A 21,016-nucleotide genomic window follows, 5' to 3' on the forward strand; every position below is an offset into this window, starting at 1 on the left:
TAATAATATTGTTATGTTTTATTGGTTCTAATTTTTAATCTATATTAATTATGAAAAAATTACTTAAATTTTCATCAGGTTTGGCGATTGTAGCCGGCATAGCAATGGTTGTCGCCGGTATTTGGGGAATTTGTTTTACTTATAAAAATATTTCGGCAGAAAATATTATTACGCCGTCCGACGCTAGGATTCCGGAAGTAGTAGTGCGAGGACCGCTGACCTTAAAAGCTCAAGCCGATATTATACGTGAGCATACTTTGCGGATGACAGACGGAAAAACTTATGCGGAGATGCCAAGACTTGTGCCAAGACTTGATACTAAAGGCCGTCCGGTTTTAAACGAAGAAGGTGAGCCGGTTATGGTCCCTAACGAAGCTCGAAACATTTGGATTACCGCCACAGCTCTCATCACTGCTCTTCATTTGGGAATTTTAACCTATGTTTTTTCCGGACTGATTTTACTACTCGGACTGATTTCAATTTGGACTGGAATTATTTTTTGTCTGCTTTCTAGGAGGGGTTTTTAATTTTCTTTAAATGGATTCAAAAAATAAAAAAATTATAAAGGCTCCTCAGGGCAAAGCCACAGGGTATTGTCAGAACTCGCTTTACTCGTTCATTCGCGCGACAGAGCTGCGCAGTATTGAACCTATATTAGCTCCTCGGCCGTTGGCACGATGGAGTCGGCCTTTGGCCAGACGAAGTCGGCCGTCGGCACGATGGAGTCGGCCTTTGGCCAGACGAAGTCGGCTCGGAAATGTGAAAGCTTTGCTTTCCCATTTCTCTCGCTCTACGTCGCTAATAAAATTTTTAACTATTGCAATCGTCGCTTTTCTTTTTGCGCGTCTGGCTTTAAACCTGCCTCTTGTTTATTTGCCTCTAAATTTGTTTTTTGTTTCAAGCTATCTTTTGTTGTTTGCCTTGCTTCAGAAAAATTCCGCATGGTTTTTGTTTCTTCTGGCTATCTTCTTGTCGGTTGATTCAATGTTTGGCACTTATTTTTTTGCCGGCGGTCGCATTGGTCAGATTGAATATTTTGGTACAATGGCTGTTAATTTATTATTTACCACCTTTGGTATTTGGCGAGACAGGTTAAAATATTCCAGTTAATCAGCTAAAAAGTCGAGATTACTCGCTTTCTTTTAGTTATGTTAAAATTAAAAATATGAAAAAAAATAACGCGTTTTTGTGGGTTGGTTTTGGAGTTTTTATTATTGCTTCAGTGTTTGGAATTATTTTTTTGGGTGCTAAGACGGACAAATCCTCCGGCTTGGTTTCTCGTGAGCCACAGCCGATTAGCGCATCTGATTGGATAAATGGTGAGATGTCGGCCGAGGTTGTGATTATAGAATATTCTGATTTTGAGTGCCCTGCCTGTGCTTCTTATTTCCCAATCCTAAAAGATTTGAAAGAGAAGTTCGGTTCGCAAATCGCAGTTGTTTATAGACATTTTCCTCTTACACAAATTCACAGAAATGCGGAGCTCGCCTCGTTGGCATCAGAAGCGGCTGGCCGTCAGGGGAAGTTTTGGGAAATGCATGATTTATTGTTTGAAAACCAGAGAAATTGGTCTGCCAATTTCGGGGCTAAAGAAATTTTCATCGGTTATGCACAGCAATTACAACTTGATGAAGAACAATTCATAAATGACCTTGACGCGAAAGACTTGCAAGATAAAGTTTCTGCTAGTTATAGAGAGGGGGTTTCAATTGGTATTGCCGGCACCCCAACTTTTTTCTTGAACGGAGAAAAAATTTCCAACCCGCGCGGTTATGAAGAATTTGAAAGAGTTATTTCTGAAAAATTAAATCAATGACAAAAAGTATAAAGATTGCTGTTGTTATATTTTTAGTGGTAGGTGTTATTGGTTTTCTTGACGCGACTTATCTTACGGTTGAGCATTATCGTGGCAATATTCCGCCGTGCACGATTCAGGGCTGTGAAGTTGTTTTGACGAGTGAACAAAGCAAAATTTTTGGCGTTCCGGTCGCTCTTCTGGGCGCTTTGTATTACTTGGTCATTTTGATCTTGTCTGTCAGTTTTCTTGATGGTAAGAAAGAGGGGGTTATTAGATTTGCTTCTCGGCTTACTTTTTTAGGGTTTATTGCTTCGGTATATTTTGTTTATCTTCAGTTTTTTGTTATTGGAGAGATTTGTCAGTATTGCATGATTTCGGCCGGCACCTCAACCCTTCTTTTTGTTTTAGGAATTTATATTTTAATTAAAACTCGCCAGAGCAAGGTGGTGCAATATTAGTTATACCAATTAACAAAAATCAGCTCTGTTAAAACAGGGCTGATTTTTGTACAAATGGAGATGGCGAGAATCGAACTCGCGTGCAAAAGGTGATTAAATGTACTTCTACAAGGCATAGTTCGTTTTTTCCGCTTACAGCGGATTTAAATGAACAAGCTTTAAAACAAACAAAACACTTATTCACCGAGCCCCATAAGTTTCGAAAATTGAATGAGACAATTCAATCTCTATCCCGACCCGCGCTACGCCGAAAGCTTCGGCGAGGCGAGAAATATTACACCTCTAACTCTTTATCGGAAGTCGAAAGAAGAGATGTCGCTCGAGCTTTATTAAGCGTGAGCGAAAGCAAATTGGTTGGCCCCGAAATACGGAGATACAACTGATTTTGCTTTTGCAACTAAGTTGTTTGCACTTAGAAGTTTCCAAGCTTTTTGAGAGTTCTTGGAGCTCTACCTTGCGCGCAGACAATCAGTCTTTTGTCTAGACCGATCATCCCCAAATATGAGGCTCTAGGGCATTAGACCCTAGGCTCTAGGAAAATTCTGTTTTCTCCTAAGGCCTAGCGCCTAATCCGCCAGCTGGCGGACCTAATGCCTATCTGTCAAAGATCTTTCAATTCGCGTTGGGTGTCGCGCAGAGTATCGCGCTTTTTTATATCCTCACGCTTGTCGTATTTCTTCTTTCCTTTTGCGACAGCCAACTCAAGCTTGATTTTGTTGCCTTTAGTATATACTGAAATTGGCACTATTGTCAACCCTTTTTGCTTTTCAAGGCCGGCAAACCTAGCAATCTCTTTTTTGGTTAAGAGTAGCTTTCTCTCTCGTCTCGATTCATATTCTTTTGGCGTATTACCAGCTTGGTATGGAGGGATTTCCAAATTTAAAACAAAAGCTTCTCCATCTTTTGTAGTAGCATATCCGCCTTCAAGCGAACCCCTCTTACTTTTCAGAGATTTAACCTCAAACCCGAAAAGTTTAATTCCGGCTTCAAATTTTTCTATGAATTCGTAATTGAGACCGGCTTTTTTGTTTTTTAATAAAATCATCTTTCTGAAATGTACAAAATTGTTTATCAATCTCAAATAGATTATACTGGACAGACGATTTAATCCACAAGGTTAATTTAACCGTTATATAAAAATTCAAAATGCCCCAACAAAAAAATCAAAAGAAAGGAGAACAAAAGAAAAAGGTCTTTTTAGTTAGAAAACCAGTAAAAAAGGGAAAAACGCCGGATAAAAAGCAGTTCTGGATGAATCTGTTGACGGCTTTTTTGTTTTTCTTCATCCTTATCACTTTCTATTCTTTTATTGTAGAACAGAGGCAGAAAGCAGAGATTATCGCTATTTCGCAGTTAGCTCAAGATGTTAGATCAGGAATTGTTTCAGAGATTGTAATTCGTGGCGACAAGTTGGAAATTTTGTATCAAGACGAAGCTGTGAAGGAATCAAAAAAAGAAGTAGGGGTTTCGTTGACCGAAGTTTTGGTCTATCACGGCGCGTCACCGGAAGATCTGGCTGGTGTTTCAATTGAAGTTAAAAACCAGTCTGGTTTTGGTTTTTGGCTTTTGAATCTGGCGCCGTTTTTAATTCCCCTAATTTTTATCATTTTTATCATCTGGTTTTTATCAAGGCAGGTTCGTGGCGCCGGAATGCAAGCTTTTTCTTTTGGCCAATCGAAAGCCCGAATGATTTTGCCTCATGATAGTAAACAGAGAGTAACCTTCAAGGATGTTGCCGGTGTCAAAGAAGCCAAGGAAGAATTGAAAGAAGTTGTTGATTTTCTCCGTAATCCTAAAAAGTTTATAGAAATTGGCGCGCGGATTCCAAAAGGGGCACTCTTGATCGGCCCTAGCGGTACCGGCAAAACTCTTCTTGCCAGAGCAGTCGCTGGTGAAGCCGGAGTCGCTTTCTTTTCAATTTCTGGTTCAGAATTTGTTGAAATGTTTGTAGGTGTGGGCGCTTCAAGAGTCAGAGACCTTTTCAAGATGGCTAAGCAGGCGGCGCCAGCTATAATTTTTATTGATGAGATTGACGCCGTTGGCCGAGTTCGCGGGACTGGTGTGGGCGGAGGTAACGACGAGCGTGAGCAGACACTGAACCAAATCTTGGTAGAAATGGACGGTTTTGAGCCAAATGAAAAAATAATAATTTTGGCGGCAACAAATCGCCCGGATGTTTTGGATCCAGCTCTTGTCCGACCCGGACGTTTTGATAGACGTGTTGTGATAGACATGCCGGACAGAGACGACAGGGAAGAAATTCTGAAAATTCATGCCGGTGGTAAAAAACTCGCTGAAGATGTAAATTTGCGGGTTATTGCCGAACGAACTCCGGGTTTTTCCGGCGCTGATTTATATTCATTAATGAATGAGGCGGCGATTTTGGCGGCTCGAGAAGAGCGTCAGAAAATTTCCCAATACGATCTTGTCCGTTCAATTGAAAAAGTTATGCTTGGCCCTGAACGTCGAAGTCATATTCTTTCCAAAAAAGAAAAGGAAATAACCGCTTATCACGAAGCCGGCCATGCTCTTGTGGCTAGCGTCTTGCCTTATGCTGATCCGGTCCATAAAATTTCAATTATTTCTCGCGGGCGAGCGGCTGGCTATACTCTGAAATTGCCGTTTGAAGACAAACGGCTCCAATCGCGTAAAGAATTTTTAGACGATATTGCTGTTTCGCTTGGTGGCTATGCGGCCGAGACGATGATGTTTGATGATCTAACCACTGGTTCCTCAAATGATTTACAGGTTTCAACTGCTCTGGCGCGTGATATGGTGACTAAATACGGCATGTCAGAAAAGCTCGGCGCCATGGCTTTTGAGGGTCAAGCAGGCAGAACAATGTTTGGCCATGGGCTGGACGAAAAAGAGTATTCGGAAGAAGTTAGCGCTTTGATTGACGAGGAAGTCAGCAAGATTATGAAAGAGGGTTTAGTAAAAGCCCAACAGATTTTGACTGAAAAGAAAAATGTTTTAGACGCTATTGCTTTGCGTTTGATTGAGGTTGAGACGATTGAACGTGAAGAATTTGACCAAATTCTAGTTGCCAACGGCATTCAGCTAAAGAAAAAAGAACAAGAAAATTCCTAAATCTGCCCCAGCTTTCTTGTGGATAAACTATCGGTCTTTTGTGGTATAATCTTTAGATATGATTACGGACAATGTTAATGAAGTAAGCTCGGCTAAGAGAAAATTTCTGGAAAAGGTTGGGCGTTTGACAGCCGATTATCGACGCGAGGTCCAATCTGTCGCGGCTGTTCTGGAAAAAGAGCACCTGTCTCGTTTAAGTGAAGAATTAAAAAATTCTTAATGTCTTCTGAATCAATAAAACCTAGTGCCGGAGAGGAGAAATTGGGACAGCCAATTTCGGAAGAGGGATTGGAAACTCCGGAAACTTTGAAAACTCCGGAAAAGCCAAGCGATGTCATCGCGACTATTGAAGGTGTTAATGGTGAGGTTGTGGCAGTTATGAATAGCGCTTACAAGAGGGTTGAAGGTTTGGGCGGCGATCCGAATCTTTTGCGAGATGCTGACCAAAAATTATCAGCCGGAATGGAAGCCGCCAAGAATGATTTTTTAAGAGAATTTGTTGACGCCGCGCCTGATGTCTTGCGAGCAAGGGTAAACGAAGTGGCTTCACTTTTAGCGACGATTAACGAACCTTCCGCTAAAGACTTAGAGCGAGAATTTGCATTGGATCCAGAAACTGCCAAAGTCTATTTTACTTTAGCTAGTGCATTCAATAGTGTTTCGGAAAAGACTAGAGCAGAAAATATTGAAAATTCTAAAGAAGAAATCACACCCGGTTCATTAGTTACACGCCAGGGTTGGTCTGAACCCGGAAAAGTTTGGAAAATAGAAAACGGTCAGGCCTTTATTGAGGGTGTGGCTAATAGTGTTCCCCTAGACGATCTTTCTTTATTTGAAGAAAAGATAGCAGAGCCAGAGACGCAACCTGTGAATGATTCAACACCTCTAGAAACGGTAGAAGTTAAAAATCCAACTGAACAAGAATTTCAAAATAGAGAGGTTACGATTGAATCAGAGACACCGCCTGTAGTAGAGACAAAAAACGCGGAGATTCCAAAATCTGTGTTGAAGCAATTGAGTCCGGACAATCGGAATCTGATTCAAAAATTACCCGAGAAGACCTGGAATTTTTTGAGAGATAAAATTTTAACTCCGCCGATTTTTGCCACCAAACTTATTGCCAGCCGAATTTCGCATAAAGCTCTGAGAGATGCCGGTGAAGTTCATCTCCGCTACGGATTTATCGGTTCCAGAGTCGGCACTCTTTTCAACAGTGTTTTGATTGATAGAGAAAAAACCGGATGGATTAGGTACGGCACAACCTTGGAGGGGATCCAGCAAAAATTTGATAAAACTGACGAGATTGCCAAAGAATATGAAAGCCAGATCGCCGAGCTTGATAGACAGGAAAGAGAATTGTCGGCACAAGGGACACTTTCGTCTTCAGAAAGGTTAAAGATTGAGCATGTCAGAGAACGTATAAACAGGAAATTGGAGCAAGTCAGAAACAAAAGAAATGCCTTGAGTCATCGGTCAGAAGAAGTCGGTGCCAGAATTAGTCGTTATGAAAATCGCCGTCAAGTTATTTCTGAAAACTTGATAAAGCGGGTTGAGTCGCGCCTTAAACCGCTCGAGTCCAGGATGGAGAAGATAAAATCCGCCAAGCAAAAATTGGAAGCCGAAACTCAAGAATTGAAGCGGGCGGTTGAAGAGAGACAAGCTCGGCTAGAAGATTTGAAGGCAAGGATGTCGGCAAATCCAAATCTAAAATCGGTCTTAAAACCCCGAAGCAAAGAAATTTCAGCGATTATGAAAAAAGCCGAAAAATTGATTGAATATAGGCAGACCAAAATAAGAGATTTTGACCGACAGATTTCGTTCTTGGTAGAAAGACTTAATCCCTATGACGAGATGAGGTCAAAGTTTCAAGGATTTATGAAATCACCAGTCTAAAATGACAAATGTAAAAATGACAAAAGAAGAGAAAGAGCTTTTGAGAGATTTTGAAAAAGAACTCGCCGAGTTTGGGGTTTTTGTTCGAGACTTTGAAAAAAAGACTGAAAAACAGTTTGTTGAAATTGAAAAAGATTTTGAGAAGCAAAAATTAGATTTTGAGAAATTAGAGGCAGAGATAATTGCTTTTGAAGAGAGACATGCAGAAGAGATTGATTCTTTGGCGATCAAATCTTTAATTAAAGAATAAAAAAAAGAGCCCCGACGCGGTGTCGGGGTCTTAGGTGCTGTTCAGGCGGCCGTGGCAAGAGAGAGGTGTCTCGTCTTGGTGCCTTCTGCGGTAATTGTGATTACCGCTCCGTCGTTCATGGCTTGGAGGAAGTCGGTTACCAAAATTGACACCGCACGTCGCCGATCTCCGTCATTCAAAAAAGGGTATTGCCTTTTTGTGGCAATAACCAATTTTTCCAACAGAGGGCGAAGCTCTTTTCCCCAGTCAAATTCTCCCCGCATCGCTTTTCTCCTTCTGTGTTTTGCCTGTGTTTTGCCCGGACTCTCTATCTTTCATACCAAAAAAACAAAAAATAGTCAAATATTGACATAATTATTAAACAGGAAACTGGAGGCAGAGAAAATCTGGCCCCGCTCCAGATCTCGCGAGAACCATGACTGGTGAACCAGTCTTTCTTCCGGCCTGCCGGAAAGAATCAACACAGCCCGCCCAAGTTGCGAAAGCAACTCGGGCGGTTTTTTTATGATACAATTATCAAAATAAAACACCATGCCTGAAAGTTTCGGAAAAAATTTTGGCAAATTTGATTCAGTTGAAGCAGAATTGGAATATTTACGGGAGAAAGTTCGGGAAAAGGAGGCGGCTTTTGAGGGCGCCAAAGAGCGGCCGGAAACGGAAAAAATAATTTCCGAAGAAATAGAAAGCTATCGCCGAGAGCCGACAGCTGGCCCGAAAGTTGAAATTCAACCCTCTGAAACAAAGGGCATTATTGAAGGCCTTAAGCCCGAGCCACACGACAAGCAAATGAGTGAGTTGGCCGCTCTCATTCAAGAGAAGGGAATTAAAAACGCTTTTGCCATTTTGGACAAAGTCGGCGACTCGCATTTGGAAGATGACCTTCATCGCTTTTTGGTCCAATATGTCAAAGCCGGCTATAAGCTCGGGCTTAAAGAAAAAGAGCCGCTTTACCGCGCGCTTAATATGACGCTTTTTGAAATTCTTTTGCCGGAAGAATACCGAGATAAAAATGAGCAGCAAAAGCCACTGAAAGAATTGATTTCTTCAATGGAGCAATTTTATGCAGGTATGCTCTCAATTCATGATCCGAAAAAGTGGCCAAGCCACTTTTCCATAGAGTTGGCGATGCCGGCAGTTGGCGAGGAATTCAGTTTTTATGTTTCGGTGCCAACAGAAAAAAGTGAGTTGTTTGAAAAGCAGATCTTATCAGTTTTTCCGAATGCTAAAGTTATTGAACAAAAAGACGATTACAACATTTTTAATGAAGATGGCGCGTCAGTTGGCTCAATCCTTGGTTTATCTAATAAACCGATTTTTCCAATAAAAACTTATGAAGAATTTGATTATGACCCAATCAACTCACTACTCAACGCTTTTTCAAAGGTAGACAAGGTTGGTGAGGGTGCATCGATTCAGATTATTTTTAGCCCTTCTGGTGGCGGAGAGATTTTGCGGAAATTCAAATATGCTTTGGAAGAAATAAAAAAAGGTAAATCGGTTAAAGAAGCCGCCAAGGTGCCGATGAGTTTCGGTGGCGAAGTTGTCGGAACTTTAAGAGAGGTATTTAGTTCAAACAAGAAAAAGACAACAGACAAAGACGGTATTCCGGTTCAGAGAAATGAAGAAGTTAATCAGCAGGCATTAGAAAACATCCAGAAAAAAATTTCTTCGCCGATTATCAAGACTAATATCCGACTAGTTGCTTCTTCTCGAACCGAAGATGAAGCTAGCTCAATTTTGTCTGATTTGGAGTCGGCTTTTAACCAATTTGAAAATACAGATGGCAATAAATTCAAATTCTTACGACTTTCAGGTAATAAATTATTTCAAATGCAAAAAGATTTTTCATTTCGGATGTTTCGTGACGACTATGCCCTGCCATTAAATTTAAAAGAGTTGACAAGTATTATGCACTTGAACACCGAAGCGGTGAAAAGCGCGCCGCAGTTGAAACGCGCCAAATCCGGATCGGCGCCGACGCCAAGCGGCTTGCCGGCAGATGGAGTTTTGCTCGGGGTAAACCGGCATCGCAATTTGGCAACCGAGGTTAAAATTACTGACGAAGACCGGCTCCGACATTTTTACATCATCGGTCAGACCGGCACCGGTAAATCCTCGCTTTTGAAAAATTTGATTATTCAGGATATTGAAAAAGGTAATGGTGTCTGCTTTATTGATCCGCACGGCGTTGATATTTTGGATGTTTTGGCAAATGTGCCGAAAGAGAGGTATGAAGATGTTATCTATTTTGATCCGAGCTACACTGCCCGGCCGATGGGACTAAATATGCTGGAGTTTGACCAGAATTTTCCGGAGCAAAAAACCTTTGTGGTCAACGAGCTTTTCAGTATTTTCCAAAAGCTTTATGGTGGGGTTCCGGAATCAATGGGTCCGATGTTTGAACAATATTTCAGAAACGCGACAATGCTGGTCATTGAAGACCCGTCATCTGGCTCAACGCTTCTGGATGTTTCTCGTGTTATGGCCAATAAGTCCTACCGCGACCTCAAACTTTCCAAATGCAAAAATCCGATTGTTGTTCAGTTTTGGCGGGAAGTCGCCGAGAAAGCCGGCGGTGAAGCGGCTTTGGCAAATATCGTGCCTTATATCACCAGCAAATTTGACGTCTTTTTGGCCAACGACATTATGCGGCCGATTGTCGCTCAAGAAAAATCAGCTTTGAATTTCCGAGAGATTATGGATAGTCGCAAAATTCTTCTGGTCAATTTGGCAAAAGGACGTTTGGGTGACATTAACAGCAATCTCTTGGGACTCATAATTGTTGGCAAAATTTTAATGGCCGCACTGTCGCGAGTGGATTCTTTTGGTAAAGAAATTCACCCTTTTTATCTTTATATCGACGAGTTTCAAAATGTTACGACCGATTCAATCTCAACTATTTTATCCGAAGCCAGAAAATACAAATTGTCTCTGACCATCGCCCATCAATTCATCGCCCAGCTTGAAGAGGGAATTCGTGACTCGGTTTTCGGCAATGTCGGCTCTCTTTCGTCTTTTAGAATCGGCTCGGATGATGCCGAATACTTGGAAAAACAATTCTCGCCGGTTTTCTCCGCCAAAGATTTGATGAATATAGACAATTATAATTGCTACTTGAAACTTTTGGTTCACGGCCGGCCGGTTACGCCGTTTAATATTGAAATTCCGCCGCCCAAACCCGGCCGGCCGGAAGTTGCCGACAAATTAAAAGAACTCTCTTACTTAAAATTCGGCCGCGACCGTGAGGAGATTGAGCAGGAGATAATGAGAAAACATCAGTAACTGTCCCTTCCTTTATCAGATTCTCACATACAATATAAATACGAACCTGATATAATATAGAAGTTATTTATAACTTAAAGGTTCGTGTATGGCTAGAAGAAAAGATAAAGAAAAAGCTATTCAACTCCGACTTAAAGGAATGAGTTATAGCCAAATTAAGCAACAGCTCGGACTAAGTAAAAGTACATTAAGCGGTTGGCTTTCTGATTATCCTTTGTCTCCTGAAAGGATTAAAGAGCTAAGAGATATCAATCCTAGAAGAATTGAGAATTTTCGGAATACGATGAGGAAGAAAAGAGAGGAAAGATTGTCAAAAGTTTATGAAAGAGTAAAAAAAGATATTAGCAAACTTAATAAAAGAGAGATATTTTTATGTGGCCTGTTTTTGTATTGGGGTGAAGGATATAAGACGGCTGTTACAACAACGGCTGTAGCCAACACAGATCCTGCCGTACTCAAATTCTTTATTAAATGGCTCAAAACTATTCACGCTCCCTTTGATAAAATAAAGGTAAAAATTCATTTATATAAGGATATGGATAAAGATGAAATTGTAAGATATTGGAGTAAAGAACTAAAATTACCCACAAAGTGTTTTACTCAAATATATATAAAAAAATCCAAATTATCTGGTTTGAATTATAAAAATGGTTTTGGTAAGGGAACTTGCAACGTCATGATACACAACAGAGACCTGAACGAGTATGTGATAATGGCAATGAAGTATCTTCAAGAAGAAGTTTCTAAAAACTAGAAATTATTGTAATATACTTTCAGATTTGCGCCTATAGCTCAATTGGTAGAGCGTCCGTCTTATACACGGAAGGTTTCTTGGTTCGAGTCCAAGTGGGCGCATTATCAGCTTTTATTATCCGCGTATATCAGCGGGTATTTTACATCTGCGTTAATCCGCGTTTACTCAAAATGATACTTTCCTTTCTGGTTTTCCAGAATCTCTCTTAAGTGTTGGTGTTTTAGTTCTTTTAATTCCGGATCGGACTCAACAATTTCTCGGGCTTCGTTTCTGGCCGCCTCAACCATTTTAATATTTTTGATGGCTTCCATGCCGAGGTCCGTTATGCCCCATTGTTTTTGGCCATAAAGTTCGCCAGCACCCCTTTGCGCAAGATCCAATTCTGCCAATTCAAAGCCGTTCTTGGCTGTAATCATGGCTTTGAGTCGCTCTATTGATTTTCCTGATTTTGAATCGGAGAAAACAAAACAATATGCTTGATGTCGGCTTCGTAAAACTCGGCCACGGAGCTGATGCAGTTGCGCCAAGCCGAATCTTTCTGCACCTTCTATAATAATTGTGGTGGCGTTTGGCACGTTGACACCGACTTCCACGACGGAAGTCGCGCAAAGAATTTGGATTTCATTTTTGGTAAATTTATCCATAACTTTTTCTTTCTCGTCTTTTTTGAGTTTGCTATGAAGAATGCCAATTTCATATTCCGGAAAAATTTCTTTTTTGAGGCGCCTTGCTTCTTCTGTGACTGATTTAACATTTAGAGCCATTTCTTTTTCCGGATCTGGTTCGTTGATGCGGGGGCAAACAACATAAAGTTGTCGACCCGCCACAAGTTCGTGTCGGATTTTTTCATAAGTTTCTTTTCTTTTTTGAGGCGTGACAATTTCCGTAATGACCGGTTTTCGGCCACTTGGCATTTGGTCCAAAATAGTTAAATCTAAATCGCCGTAAATTGTTAGAGCCAGTGTTCGGGGAATCGGCGTGGCGGTCATTGAAAGCAGATGCGGCAAAATATCGTCTTTTTTTCTAAGCCGGCTTCTTTGGGCGGTGCCGAAGCGGTGCTGTTCGTCAATTATGACAAAAGCCAGATTTTTAAAGTTCACTTTTTTTTCAATTAAAGAATGAGTGCCGATGAGAATTGGAATTTCCCCTTGAGCGACCCATTTTAGAAGCTGCGATTTAGAAATTGTTGTTGCTTCATTTGGGTTAATTTTTGACGGAAATTTTTTACAACCTGATCCGGTGATTAATCCGACTTTTATGTTAAGGCCGGCAAAGGTTTCAACAAAAGTTTTAAAATGCTGATTGGCGAGAATTTCTGTCGGCGCCATATAAGCCACCTGCAGTCCGCCGAATTTATTATCCGGTGGAGGAGTGGAAATAGTCGCGTAAGAAGTAATGGCGGCGACTGCCGTTTTTCCGCTTCCGACATCTCCCTCTAAAAGACGCGACATCGGAAATTCTCTTTTAAAATCTTTTAAGATTTCTGAAACCGCTCTATCTTGCGCATCAGTCAATCTGAACGGCAGTTTCTTCAAAAATCCCTCCAAATCTTTTTTTGTTTTTTCAATTCTGAATGATTTTTTTTCTTGGCTCGCTTTTCTTTCTTTTTGTTTTTCAAGCTGAATGAAAAATATTTCTTGAAAAGCGAACCTTTTTCTGGCGGCTAAATAATCGCCTTCTTTTTTTGGTATATGAATCCAGACGAAAGAAGATTTTAATGTCGGTAAATTGTATTTCTTCAAAATTTCTGACGGAATCGGATCTTTCTGTTCTTCTAAAATTCCACTACGCAAGATTTTTTGGACAGCGAAATAAAACCAGCGCGAGCTTAATCCGGTCGTTTCTTTATAAATTGGCTCAAAAGGATTTTTGTCTTGATTTTCGGAATCTTGATTTAAGATTGGTAGTGGAATTTCTGTTATTTTATCAATTGTCGGATTAACAAAACAAAGCGTGTTTTTTCTTTCAGATACTTTTCCGGAAATTTTAACCAACGGATTACCGGCAAACATTTTTGCCAGATAGGGCTGATTAAGCCAGAGAATTTTAATTTTACCGGTCGGATCAACCAGCGTTCCTCGAGAAAACGGCCTTTTGCCACTCCATGTTTTTCCGGTTTCCAGATTCGAAAGCCGTCCGTAGACAGACACCTCGTCTTCTTTTTGGAGACCGTTTATTGGCTTTTGAGTAAGCGTTTTTTCGTAGCGGATTGGAAAAAAATTCAAAATGTCACCATAGGTGTTAAGACCAAATTTTTTTAAGCCAGATTTTTGTTTGGGGTTTAGACGAAAATTTTCTTCAAGTGGTTTTTGGAGTATGTCTGTCATTCTTCATATTCTATGCTCTCTTCTTGGAAAAGAAAATCATCAATTTCTTCCAGTCCTTTGGTTTTTCCTAAATTCTGAACTTCCGGACATTCTGGCAAGTCGCAGGCCGGCGGAATTCTTTTCACAACTGAACCATCAGGGCAGGTTAACGTTTCTATCGGGCAGGTCTCGGACTCAAAATTGATTTTGCTTTTGTTTAGAATATGAAAAATTCCGCCGGTTATAAAAATAGCAATAATTAAGATAAAAGATATGTTTTCTTTATTCAGCATATACTTACGGCAGTATCCGGGCTAATCTACCAACAATTGGCAGTGCCCGTTTTTTGCCGAGTAAGACATTCACGGCACCGAAGCACCAAAGTATAAAAATTGAAGAGAAAATTAAAAATCTTAAGAAAAGCCAGTCTGTTAATCCGGCTAAAAAATACGCCACGACTGACAATATAAATAAAACAAATGCTTGTTTTAGATGATACCAGACAAATTTACTTTTTCTGTGTTTAGATAAAAGTGGCAAGAAAAAAAATAAATAAGCAACAAATGCCCAGAAGACTTCAACCTCGCTTGGTTCGTCTTGGCTTTCAATTGTCTTTTGGTTAGGATTTTCCGACATCTCCTAATTCTAACCCCACTTGGTATTTTTGAATAGTTTTTATGAAGACAAAAAATGCCGTGGTGGGTAAAGATTTCTACTTAACCAAACTTCCTTCCGAAACGGATTGGTCAACCGAAAGCAGAGAAAAGGTGTTGGCTTCGCCGGCGGCCAAAATCATGCCCTGACTTTGGAGCCCCATAAGACTTCTTGGTTCTAAGTTATAGACGAAAGCGTATTTATTGCCAATCAAAACTGAAACATCTTCAAAATAAAGACCAATGCCGGCGATAATCTGTTTCTCACCTTCATGTCCAAAAGAGACTATGAGTTTTACAAGTTTTAGGGAACCATCAACTCTCTCGGCGCTTAAAATTTTGCCAACTCGAATCTCAATCTTTTTTAAATCTTCTATTGTAGCCATGTTTTTATGATTTGCGAACGTCGCCTTCGCAAACCCACTGGCGGACTTCGTCACGCCGTAGGTTCGCTTCGGCGAATCGAATGTTGCCTTCGCAAACCCACTGGCGGACTTCGTCACGCCGTAGGTTCGCTTCGGCGAACCGAATGTTGCCTTCGCAAACCCACTGGCGGACTTCGTCACGCCGTAGGTTCGCTTCGGCGAACCGAATGTTGCCTTCGCAAACCCACTGGCGGACTTCGTCACGCCGTAGGTTCGCTTCGGCGAACCGAAGGCGGAGGAGGTGGGATTTGAACCCACGAGGGGATTTCTCCCCTACGGATTAGCAATCCGCTCCGTTAGACCACTCCGGCACTCCTCCAGACCACCTTACTTTAAGCTTTTAATCTAAAACTTTCAACTTTTTGTTAGTGTGCTACCACCACTGCTTTTATCTTTTTAGCCCCAGCTTTTCTCAAAACTTTTTTAATCTCATTCAATGTGGCGCCTGTGGTTATGACATCATCAACAATAATCAGATTCCGTCCTTTGATTTTCTCCACACTAGAAACCTTGAAACAACCATTTAAATTTTTACTTCTTTCGGTCTTGCTTTTCAAAGAGCTCTGGTCTTTTGTTTCTCTGGATTTTGTTAAAACTTTAAGTTCCGCTTCAAAATTTTCTCCTTTATCTGTTTTCAAAATTTCTTTAACTAGAATTTCTGTTTGATTGTACCCGCGTTTTGCCAACTTTTTCTTTGATAGGGGAACGGGCAACAATATCGGTTTTTGAAAATTTTCAAAAATCGCCCAATCATTCATTTGACCAATAAGTTCTTCACGCATGGCTTTTGCCAAGACTTCCGCTGCTTTAAAATTATTTTTGTATTTTAGTTCCCAGATTAGTTTTTTTGCCAAAGTATCACCATAGTCAAAAATAACGATTGTGTTGTCGTCGTGCCAATCGAGGGGTTTTTTAATTTCTCTAATTCTGTCTTCTGTAACTGATTCTGGTAATTGTGAGCTTGGAAAAACCAGTCCCAACAAAGTCTCTTTTATATTTTTTATAAAAATATCCACTTTCTTTGCTTTTTTGTATGATATTATGTAATGAATTAATTATCGCATTTTTGTAAAAAATGTTTACTGGTTTATTCAAGAAAAAAGGAAGTAATACGGTTGTCGGCATTGATATTGGTAGCTCGGCCATAAAAGTTGTCCAGCTTTCGGAGAAAAGAGGTAAGGCGGTTTTGGACACTTATGGCGCTTTAGCGCTCGGACCTTATGCGGGTGTTGAAATAGGACAGGCCACGAATTTGCCAGCCGATAAAATAATTTCCGCTCTAACGGAAATATTAAAAGAGTCAAAAGTTTCGACAAACGCCTCATCGATCGCCATTCCCTTCAACTCAACTCTTATGACGGTTATAGAATTGCCATCTGCAAGTGAAAGACATCTAAAAAATATTATCCCGATTGAAGCCAAGAAGTATGTGCCCGTGCCAATAAGTGAAGTGTCTTTGGATTGGTCAATTTTACCGAAAGATCAGGTTGAGTCGGAAAGTCAGACGACAAGAAATGAATCAGAAAAAGAAAACAAAGAAGGTGGTGCTGGCAACGACAAGACAGAAGAAAAGGCGGTTGGTGAAAAAATTAAAGTTTTAATAGTTGCTATTCATAATGATGTTTTTGGTAAATTCAAACAGATTATTGCTGGTGCCGGTTTGGAATCCGATATTTTTGAAGTTGAAATTTTTAGCACGCTACGAGCGGTTTTGGAGCCAACCGCAGAGCCAATTATGATTATGGATGTCGGTGCCGCTTCAACAAAGCTCTATGTTGTGGAGAGGGGTAATATTGAAAATTCACATACCATCAACCGTGGTTCGCAGGATATAACTTCTACTATTTCGCGCTCTTTACGTATTCCGATAAAAGAAGCCGAAATTGTGAAGCGGACCAAAGGTCTTGCTTTTCGCGAGGACAAAGAACTTGGCGGGGCGATTTTTTTAACTCTTGACCACATTTTTGCCGAGACCGCTAAAGTGATTAGGAATTACAATGCTAAAAACAATCAGGCCTTGAATAAGATTATTTTGGTCGGCGGTGGCTCTAGTATGAAAGGTTTTGCCGAAGCGGCGAGCGCCAATTTGCAGGTTGAAGTTTTGTCGAGCGACCCCTTTTCTAAAGTCGAAGCGCCGGTTTTTGTTTCCGATGTATTGAAAAATACCGGTCCGGAATTTGCCACAGCAGTTGGTGTTGCCTTGAGATATTTGTCAGAACAATAATAGTGGAATACTCGCTTTGCCAGTTGTTCTTTATGTTCTATAATTAATAAATCCAAGGACAAAAACACAACAACCTTTTCTGAAGTTTTTGTTTTTGGTCGCACCACAAACCCAAAAGTGGAACAAAAATCATCTTCATCTTTTATTCCTAAAAGCGTCGGTCCGAAAACTTTGAGGGCCAGGAAGCCTTTCAGCTTGTTTATTTGGCTGGTTTCTTTCTTGTTTATCGCCTCAGTATCTTCGTCGGTTATTATGTTCTTTTATGAAAGATTTTTGTTAAGCCAGCACGAAGCTAAAAAAGAGGCGATCCAAAACGAAATTCGAGCTTTTGAACCGGAACTGACTAGAGAATTGACCGCGGTCAAAAACCGTGTGGATTCTGGACAAAAACTTCTTCAAAGCCACATTTCAGCATCATCTTTCTTCTTGCTTCTTGAGAGTCTGACAGTGCGGAATGTCTTTTTTAGCGAACTTTCTTTGAACACTTCTTCTGACAGTTGGCCAACGATTCAAGCAAAAGGTGAAGCGCCAAGCTATGCTGTTCTGGCTTTTCAGTCAAATTCTTTGAAAGGGTCAGACGTTATTCGGAATGTGAAATTTGGTGATGTTAATTTAAATGAAAAGGGCACAGTAGGTTTTTCTCTAGAAATGGAGGTTGATCCGCGCTTAGTTCTTTACTCCGCTTTATTTCCTCGGCTTGAAGATTCTTCTTCCGAAACACAATCAGAGGTTGAATCTGAAGAACTTATACCAGAAACAGAATCAGAGCCAGCAGAATAATAATTTTATAAATTATGCGAAATTTTTTTCCAATAATAATAATAGTTGCCACCGCCGGCTTGGTTTATATGTACGTCTGGCCGCAGTTTAACAATGTCCAGGAGCTTTGGGCGGACGGCAGAAATTATGATGATGTATTAGCCAAGTCTGCCGAATTGAGGCAGGTTAGAGAAGGGTTAAGGGAGGTTTTGAGAGATTTACCGACACCTGAGCTGGAAAAACTTTCCAAAATGATTCCAAGTGGCAGTGACAACGTTCAATTGATTTTGGATATTGATAATCTTGCCAGACGCCGTGGGATCTTGATGGAAAACATAAAAACCTCGTTCTCCGAAGACGAAACAGTAAATTCTCGTAGTAGTAAAGCCACGCAGTCTTCGGGTGTTTACAATACAATGGTTGTAAATTTTCAGTTCAGCGCTTCGTATGAGAACTTGATTCTTTTTCTTAGAGACATAGAAGACAGCTTGCGAATAATGGATGTCTTGTCAATAAAGATCAAGGGCGATGAAGAGCGACCGAAAATTCAAAATTACGAACTATCAATAAGAACTTATTGGTTGAAATAAAATAAAATGGATTTAGCAAAAAAATTAAGAGAAAATAAAAATACGATTATTCTGGTGGTTATTATCGGCGGGATTTTTTTGGGGTTTTGGTCTCTGAATAGGGGTAAAGAACCGTTATTGTCGGTTACAGTCCGAACCCCAAATCAAGAAATCATCGGCCGAGAACTTGTAGTTGAGCTTGAAAGGTTGAGAACCCTAAGTCGGATAAACACTTCGCTTTTCAATGACCCAGTTTTTAGAAGGTTGCAAGACACCGAAGTACGTCCAGCAGTTCAGTCAATAGGCAGGAGAAATCCTTTTGTGCCGCAAGCTTTAGAATAATTGCCGACGTGTGAATTTTAAAATATCTGTCTATTCCAGAATTTTCTTGTCGGCAATTATTCTATGGCAAACGGTTTCAATATTCAAAAGATAAAAATTGGCAACCAAAAAATTCCGAGCGAAATTCTAAGCATTGTTCCGGAAGAATCAGCCAAGCACTATAAATTTGCCCCACTTGGTATAAGGGACAGTGTTTTGGAATTAGGCATAGTTGATCCAGATAATATTGAGGCAAGAGATGCTCTAAATTTCATTTCGGCCAAAACCAGGTTGCCTTACAAACTTTTTTTGATTTCGGAAGAAGATTTTGAAAAGGTTTTGTCTATGTATCGCGGATTGTCAGAAGAGGTGACAAAAGCCCTTTCCCAACTTGAGGGTAACTCTGAAGCCGTCACCGGCGTGTCTTTCAGTCAGGAGGAAGAAGATTCAATAAAAGAAAAAAAACTCAAAGACACAAGTGAGAAGCAAGAGACAAAAATAGTTGAAACGGCTCCAATCACAAAAATCGTTGCCACAATTTTGCGTTATGCCGCTGAAGGTAATGCTTCTGATGTCCACATTGAAAAAATGACGGAGAATATAAGGGTTCGTTTTCGGGTGGACGGTGTTTTAAATACAAGTCTAGTTTTACCTGCCAAGGTTCATTCTGCGATTGTCGCAAGAATAAAACTTTTATCAAACATGAAGTTGGATGAAAAGCGTAAGCCACAAGACGGAAGGTTTAGCGCTAAAATCGATGGTCGGAAGATTGATTTTCGTGTTTCAACCTTTCCAACTTATCATGGCGAGAAGGTGGTGATGAGAATTTTGGATTCCGGAAAAGGTATGAAGAAGCTCGAAGAGCTTGGATTTTCGGAAGACAGCTTGGTGATGGTTAGAAAAGCCATAAAAAAACCTTACGGCTTGATTTTGATTTCTGGTCCGACCGGTAGCGGAAAGACAACTACTCTATATTCAATCCTCAATGAATTTGATAGGGAAAAAAACAACGTGCTTTCTTTGGAGGATCCGATTGAATACAACATTGAGGGCGTTAACCAGTCGCAAGTCCGCTCAGATATTGGCTATACTTTCGCTAACGGTTTGAGAACTACTTTGCGCCAAGATCCAGACATTATAATGGTCGGTGAAATCAGAGATGCGGAAACTGCCGGTCTTGCGATTCAGGCCGCTTTGACTGGACATTTAGTTCTGGCAACAATCCACACCAATAATGCTGCGGGTGTCATTCCGCGTCTTATAGACATGAAGGTTGACCCGTATCTCATTGCCCCTACTTTGATTTTGGCAATGGCGCAAAGACTTGTAAGCTTGCTGTGTCCGGGGGCCGGCACGCCGACTCCGATTGAAGGTTCAATCAAAATGATGATAGACAAGCAGTTTAGTGATCTACCCGAAGAATTTCGCAAGAAACTGCCGATTGGGAATGAGGTTTACCGCTTGTCGCCCGGGCCCGAATGCCCGTCTGGTACTAGGGGCAGGATAGTCGTTTCCGAAATGTTTGAGATGGATAAAGATGTTGAGAGCGCGATTCTGAAGGGCTCGTCTGAACTTGAAATAGACAAAATCTTGAGAAATAAAGGCATGCTTAAAATGAAAGAAGATGCGATTTTGAAGTCATTTAAACGACTCATACCTTTTGAAGAGATATTGGGTTTGTAGTCTAAAAGCTGTAGATTTGAAATTTATATTCTGAAACTGTATATTACTACTATGCCTGATAAAAAAAATTATAAAATTTTATTGTTAGACGATGACCGACTACTTCTGAATATGTACGAGAAGAAGTTTAGCGCTTATGGTCATGAAGTCTTAGCAACACTAAGCAGTGCCGAAGCTCTTTCAAAACTTCGCGAAGGATATAACCCCGACATTTTAATACTTGATGTTGTTATGCCTCATCCGGACGGAGTCGAGGTCTTAAAGATTATTAGGGAAGAAAAACTTGCTGACTCTGCCACCGTGGTAATGCTTACCAATCAAGGTGCATCTCAAGACATCGAAAAGGCAAAGCAGTATGGTATAGATGGCTACATTATCAAAGCCGCTCTTATCCCCTCCGAAGTTGCCATTGAAGTTTTAAAAATCGCCGAAAGCAAGAAAAGATAATTTTTTTCTATTTCTTCATTTCCCCAGTCTTTATCTGGCGTATATTTAAATCACGGGTTAAAATAGATTTAGGAAACTAGACAAAATTATTTTTAAATTTTGTC

General features: G+C 40.5%; 23 protein-coding genes, 2 tRNA genes and 1 other RNA gene. 17 read left to right on the plus strand and 9 right to left on the minus strand.

Features of this window, described 5'->3' with window-relative positions; all coding sequences use genetic code 11:
- The first annotated feature begins 50 nt into the window (after positions 1-50).
- The 4 genes from QY304_03430 (at position 51) to QY304_03445 (ending at position 2,256) form a co-directional block, all read left to right on the plus strand.
- On the plus strand, positions 51-527 hold the full coding sequence (locus QY304_03430; protein WKZ26418.1) for a hypothetical protein: 477 nt from the start codon (positions 51-53) through the stop codon (positions 525-527).
- A gap of 232 nt (positions 528-759) precedes the next feature.
- Complete coding sequence (locus tag QY304_03435) at positions 760-1,110, plus strand: hypothetical protein (GenBank protein WKZ26419.1); 351 nt, start codon at positions 760-762, stop codon at positions 1,108-1,110.
- 55 nt (positions 1,111-1,165) lie between these two features.
- Positions 1,166-1,816: a DsbA family protein gene (locus QY304_03440; GenBank protein ID WKZ26420.1), complete on the plus strand. Its 651-nt coding sequence runs from the start codon at positions 1,166-1,168 to the stop codon at positions 1,814-1,816.
- Entirely contained in the window at positions 1,813-2,256 is a 444-nt protein-coding gene (locus QY304_03445) for a vitamin K epoxide reductase family protein (protein WKZ26421.1), read from the plus strand. Before QY304_03440 ends, QY304_03445 begins: the two co-directional genes overlap by 4 nt.
- A gap of 52 nt (positions 2,257-2,308) precedes the next feature.
- Here the strand turns inward: QY304_03445 and ssrA are convergent.
- Together ssrA and smpB are read right to left on the minus strand one after the other, a co-directional pair.
- Positions 2,309-2,753, minus strand: a transfer-messenger RNA (tmRNA) gene (gene ssrA / locus QY304_03450).
- A 104-nt stretch (positions 2,754-2,857) separates the two neighbouring features.
- On the minus strand, positions 2,858-3,301 hold the full coding sequence (smpB, locus tag QY304_03455; protein WKZ26422.1) for an SsrA-binding protein SmpB: 444 nt from the start codon (positions 3,299-3,301) through the stop codon (positions 2,858-2,860).
- A 101-nt stretch (positions 3,302-3,402) separates the two neighbouring features.
- Here smpB and ftsH point away from each other — a divergent pair, with 101 nt between their 5' ends.
- Genes ftsH through QY304_03475 form a run of 4 tightly spaced genes read left to right on the plus strand, consistent with a single transcriptional unit; the run spans position 3,403 to position 7,489 of the window.
- Positions 3,403-5,346, plus strand: coding sequence for an ATP-dependent zinc metalloprotease FtsH (gene ftsH, locus QY304_03460; protein WKZ26423.1), 1,944 nt, complete (start codon positions 3,403-3,405; stop codon positions 5,344-5,346).
- Positions 5,347-5,404: 58 nt separating this feature from the next.
- Positions 5,405-5,566 (plus strand): hypothetical protein, encoded by a 162-nt coding sequence (locus QY304_03465; protein WKZ26424.1) that lies wholly within the window; start codon positions 5,405-5,407, stop codon positions 5,564-5,566.
- Positions 5,566-7,239 (plus strand): hypothetical protein, encoded by a 1,674-nt coding sequence (locus QY304_03470; GenBank protein WKZ26425.1) that lies wholly within the window; start codon positions 5,566-5,568, stop codon positions 7,237-7,239. Before QY304_03465 ends, QY304_03470 begins: the two co-directional genes overlap by 1 nt.
- A gap of 1 nt (position 7,240) precedes the next feature.
- Entirely contained in the window at positions 7,241-7,489 is a 249-nt protein-coding gene (locus QY304_03475; GenBank protein ID WKZ26426.1) for a hypothetical protein, read from the plus strand.
- 41 nt (positions 7,490-7,530) lie between these two features.
- Here QY304_03475 and QY304_03480 read toward each other — a convergent pair whose 3' ends face one another.
- Entirely contained in the window at positions 7,531-7,752 is a 222-nt protein-coding gene (locus QY304_03480; protein ID WKZ26427.1) for a hypothetical protein, read from the minus strand.
- Positions 7,753-8,020: 268 nt separating this feature from the next.
- Here QY304_03480 and QY304_03485 point away from each other — a divergent pair, with 268 nt between their 5' ends.
- The 3 genes from QY304_03485 (at position 8,021) to QY304_03495 (ending at position 11,626) form a co-directional block, all read left to right on the plus strand.
- A complete protein-coding gene (locus QY304_03485; protein WKZ26428.1) occupies positions 8,021-10,771 on the plus strand; it encodes a DUF87 domain-containing protein in 2,751 nt (916 codons plus the stop codon).
- An 88-nt stretch (positions 10,772-10,859) separates the two neighbouring features.
- Entirely contained in the window at positions 10,860-11,525 is a 666-nt protein-coding gene (locus tag QY304_03490; protein ID WKZ26429.1) for a helix-turn-helix domain-containing protein, read from the plus strand.
- Positions 11,526-11,552: 27 nt separating this feature from the next.
- Positions 11,553-11,626 (plus strand) — tRNA-Ile (locus QY304_03495).
- A 60-nt stretch (positions 11,627-11,686) separates the two neighbouring features.
- On the opposite strand, the gene recG is transcribed toward QY304_03495, so the two are convergent.
- The 6 genes from recG to QY304_03525 form a co-directional block, all read right to left on the minus strand.
- The gene (gene recG, locus QY304_03500; protein WKZ26430.1) at positions 11,687-13,852 is read right to left on the minus strand and encodes an ATP-dependent DNA helicase RecG; all 2,166 of its coding nucleotides are present in this window, start codon (positions 13,850-13,852) and stop codon (positions 11,687-11,689) included.
- Positions 13,849-14,124: a hypothetical protein gene (locus QY304_03505; protein ID WKZ26431.1), complete on the minus strand. Its 276-nt coding sequence runs from the start codon at positions 14,122-14,124 to the stop codon at positions 13,849-13,851. Before QY304_03505 ends, recG begins: the two co-directional genes overlap by 4 nt.
- A 4-nt stretch (positions 14,125-14,128) precedes the next feature.
- Positions 14,129-14,467 (minus strand): hypothetical protein, encoded by a 339-nt coding sequence (locus QY304_03510; GenBank protein WKZ26432.1) that lies wholly within the window; start codon positions 14,465-14,467, stop codon positions 14,129-14,131.
- A 76-nt stretch (positions 14,468-14,543) separates the two neighbouring features.
- Positions 14,544-15,167 (minus strand): hypothetical protein, encoded by a 624-nt coding sequence (locus QY304_03515; GenBank protein ID WKZ26433.1) that lies wholly within the window; start codon positions 15,165-15,167, stop codon positions 14,544-14,546.
- A tRNA-Ser gene (locus QY304_03520) sits at positions 15,143-15,228 on the minus strand. Before QY304_03520 ends, QY304_03515 begins: the two co-directional genes overlap by 25 nt.
- A 46-nt stretch (positions 15,229-15,274) precedes the next feature.
- Complete coding sequence (locus QY304_03525) at positions 15,275-15,925, minus strand: phosphoribosyltransferase family protein (GenBank protein WKZ26434.1); 651 nt, start codon at positions 15,923-15,925, stop codon at positions 15,275-15,277.
- 59 nt (positions 15,926-15,984) lie between these two features.
- On the opposite strand from QY304_03525, the gene pilM reads away from it, so the two are divergent.
- From pilM to QY304_03555, 6 genes are all read left to right on the plus strand, one after another.
- Positions 15,985-17,133 carry a pilus assembly protein PilM gene (gene pilM / locus QY304_03530; GenBank protein WKZ26435.1) on the plus strand — a complete coding sequence of 383 codons (1,149 nt, stop codon included), beginning with the start codon at positions 15,985-15,987 and terminating at the stop codon, positions 17,131-17,133.
- A gap of 117 nt (positions 17,134-17,250) precedes the next feature.
- The gene (locus QY304_03535; GenBank protein WKZ26436.1) at positions 17,251-17,913 is read left to right on the plus strand and encodes a hypothetical protein; all 663 of its coding nucleotides are present in this window, start codon (positions 17,251-17,253) and stop codon (positions 17,911-17,913) included.
- 14 nt (positions 17,914-17,927) lie between these two features.
- Positions 17,928-18,482, plus strand: a complete 555-nt coding sequence (gene pilO, locus QY304_03540) for a type 4a pilus biogenesis protein PilO (GenBank protein ID WKZ26437.1) — start codon at positions 17,928-17,930, stop codon at positions 18,480-18,482.
- Between the two features lie 6 nt (positions 18,483-18,488).
- On the plus strand, positions 18,489-18,803 hold the full coding sequence (locus tag QY304_03545) for a hypothetical protein (protein WKZ26438.1): 315 nt from the start codon (positions 18,489-18,491) through the stop codon (positions 18,801-18,803).
- Positions 18,804-18,866: 63 nt separating this feature from the next.
- Positions 18,867-20,465, plus strand: coding sequence for a GspE/PulE family protein (locus QY304_03550; protein ID WKZ26439.1), 1,599 nt, complete (start codon positions 18,867-18,869; stop codon positions 20,463-20,465).
- A 51-nt stretch (positions 20,466-20,516) separates the two neighbouring features.
- Positions 20,517-20,912 carry a response regulator gene (locus tag QY304_03555; protein ID WKZ26440.1) on the plus strand — a complete coding sequence of 132 codons (396 nt, stop codon included), beginning with the start codon at positions 20,517-20,519 and terminating at the stop codon, positions 20,910-20,912.
- The last annotated feature ends 104 nt before the right edge of the window (positions 20,913-21,016 follow it).

The sequence above is a fragment of the Candidatus Paceibacterota bacterium genome, assembly GCA_030583745.1.
Classification (GTDB): Bacteria; Patescibacteriota; Minisyncoccia; order Phycocordibacterales; family BOKC01; genus BOKC01.

What these genes read in the sequence shown, in the direction of transcription:
- QY304_03545 (WKZ26438.1), top strand. Translation starts at nt 18,489, where the DNA reads ATGGATTTAGCAAAAAAATTAAGAGAAAATAAAAATACGATTATTCTG.
- pilM (WKZ26435.1), top strand. Translation starts at nt 15,985, where the DNA reads ATGTTTACTGGTTTATTCAAGAAAAAAGGAAGTAATACGGTTGTCGGC.
- QY304_03445 (WKZ26421.1), top strand. Translation starts at nt 1,813, where the DNA reads ATGACAAAAAGTATAAAGATTGCTGTTGTTATATTTTTAGTGGTAGGT.
- ftsH (WKZ26423.1), top strand. Translation starts at nt 3,403, where the DNA reads ATGCCCCAACAAAAAAATCAAAAGAAAGGAGAACAAAAGAAAAAGGTC.
- QY304_03555 (WKZ26440.1), top strand. Translation starts at nt 20,517, where the DNA reads ATGCCTGATAAAAAAAATTATAAAATTTTATTGTTAGACGATGACCGA.
- QY304_03510 (WKZ26432.1), bottom strand. Translation starts at nt 14,467, where the DNA reads ATGTCGGAAAATCCTAACCAAAAGACAATTGAAAGCCAAGACGAACCA.
- QY304_03430 (WKZ26418.1), top strand. Translation starts at nt 51, where the DNA reads ATGAAAAAATTACTTAAATTTTCATCAGGTTTGGCGATTGTAGCCGGC.
- QY304_03475 (WKZ26426.1), top strand. Translation starts at nt 7,241, where the DNA reads ATGACAAATGTAAAAATGACAAAAGAAGAGAAAGAGCTTTTGAGAGAT.
- smpB (WKZ26422.1), bottom strand. Translation starts at nt 3,301, where the DNA reads ATGATTTTATTAAAAAACAAAAAAGCCGGTCTCAATTACGAATTCATA.
- recG (WKZ26430.1), bottom strand. Translation starts at nt 13,852, where the DNA reads ATGACAGACATACTCCAAAAACCACTTGAAGAAAATTTTCGTCTAAAC.
- QY304_03470 (WKZ26425.1), top strand. Translation starts at nt 5,566, where the DNA reads ATGTCTTCTGAATCAATAAAACCTAGTGCCGGAGAGGAGAAATTGGGA.
- pilO (WKZ26437.1), top strand. Translation starts at nt 17,928, where the DNA reads ATGCGAAATTTTTTTCCAATAATAATAATAGTTGCCACCGCCGGCTTG.
- QY304_03505 (WKZ26431.1), bottom strand. Translation starts at nt 14,124, where the DNA reads ATGCTGAATAAAGAAAACATATCTTTTATCTTAATTATTGCTATTTTT.
- QY304_03485 (WKZ26428.1), top strand. Translation starts at nt 8,021, where the DNA reads ATGCCTGAAAGTTTCGGAAAAAATTTTGGCAAATTTGATTCAGTTGAA.
- QY304_03550 (WKZ26439.1), top strand. Translation starts at nt 18,867, where the DNA reads ATGGCAAACGGTTTCAATATTCAAAAGATAAAAATTGGCAACCAAAAA.
- QY304_03440 (WKZ26420.1), top strand. Translation starts at nt 1,166, where the DNA reads ATGAAAAAAAATAACGCGTTTTTGTGGGTTGGTTTTGGAGTTTTTATT.
- QY304_03465 (WKZ26424.1), top strand. Translation starts at nt 5,405, where the DNA reads ATGATTACGGACAATGTTAATGAAGTAAGCTCGGCTAAGAGAAAATTT.
- QY304_03490 (WKZ26429.1), top strand. Translation starts at nt 10,860, where the DNA reads ATGGCTAGAAGAAAAGATAAAGAAAAAGCTATTCAACTCCGACTTAAA.
- QY304_03480 (WKZ26427.1), bottom strand. Translation starts at nt 7,752, where the DNA reads ATGCGGGGAGAATTTGACTGGGGAAAAGAGCTTCGCCCTCTGTTGGAA.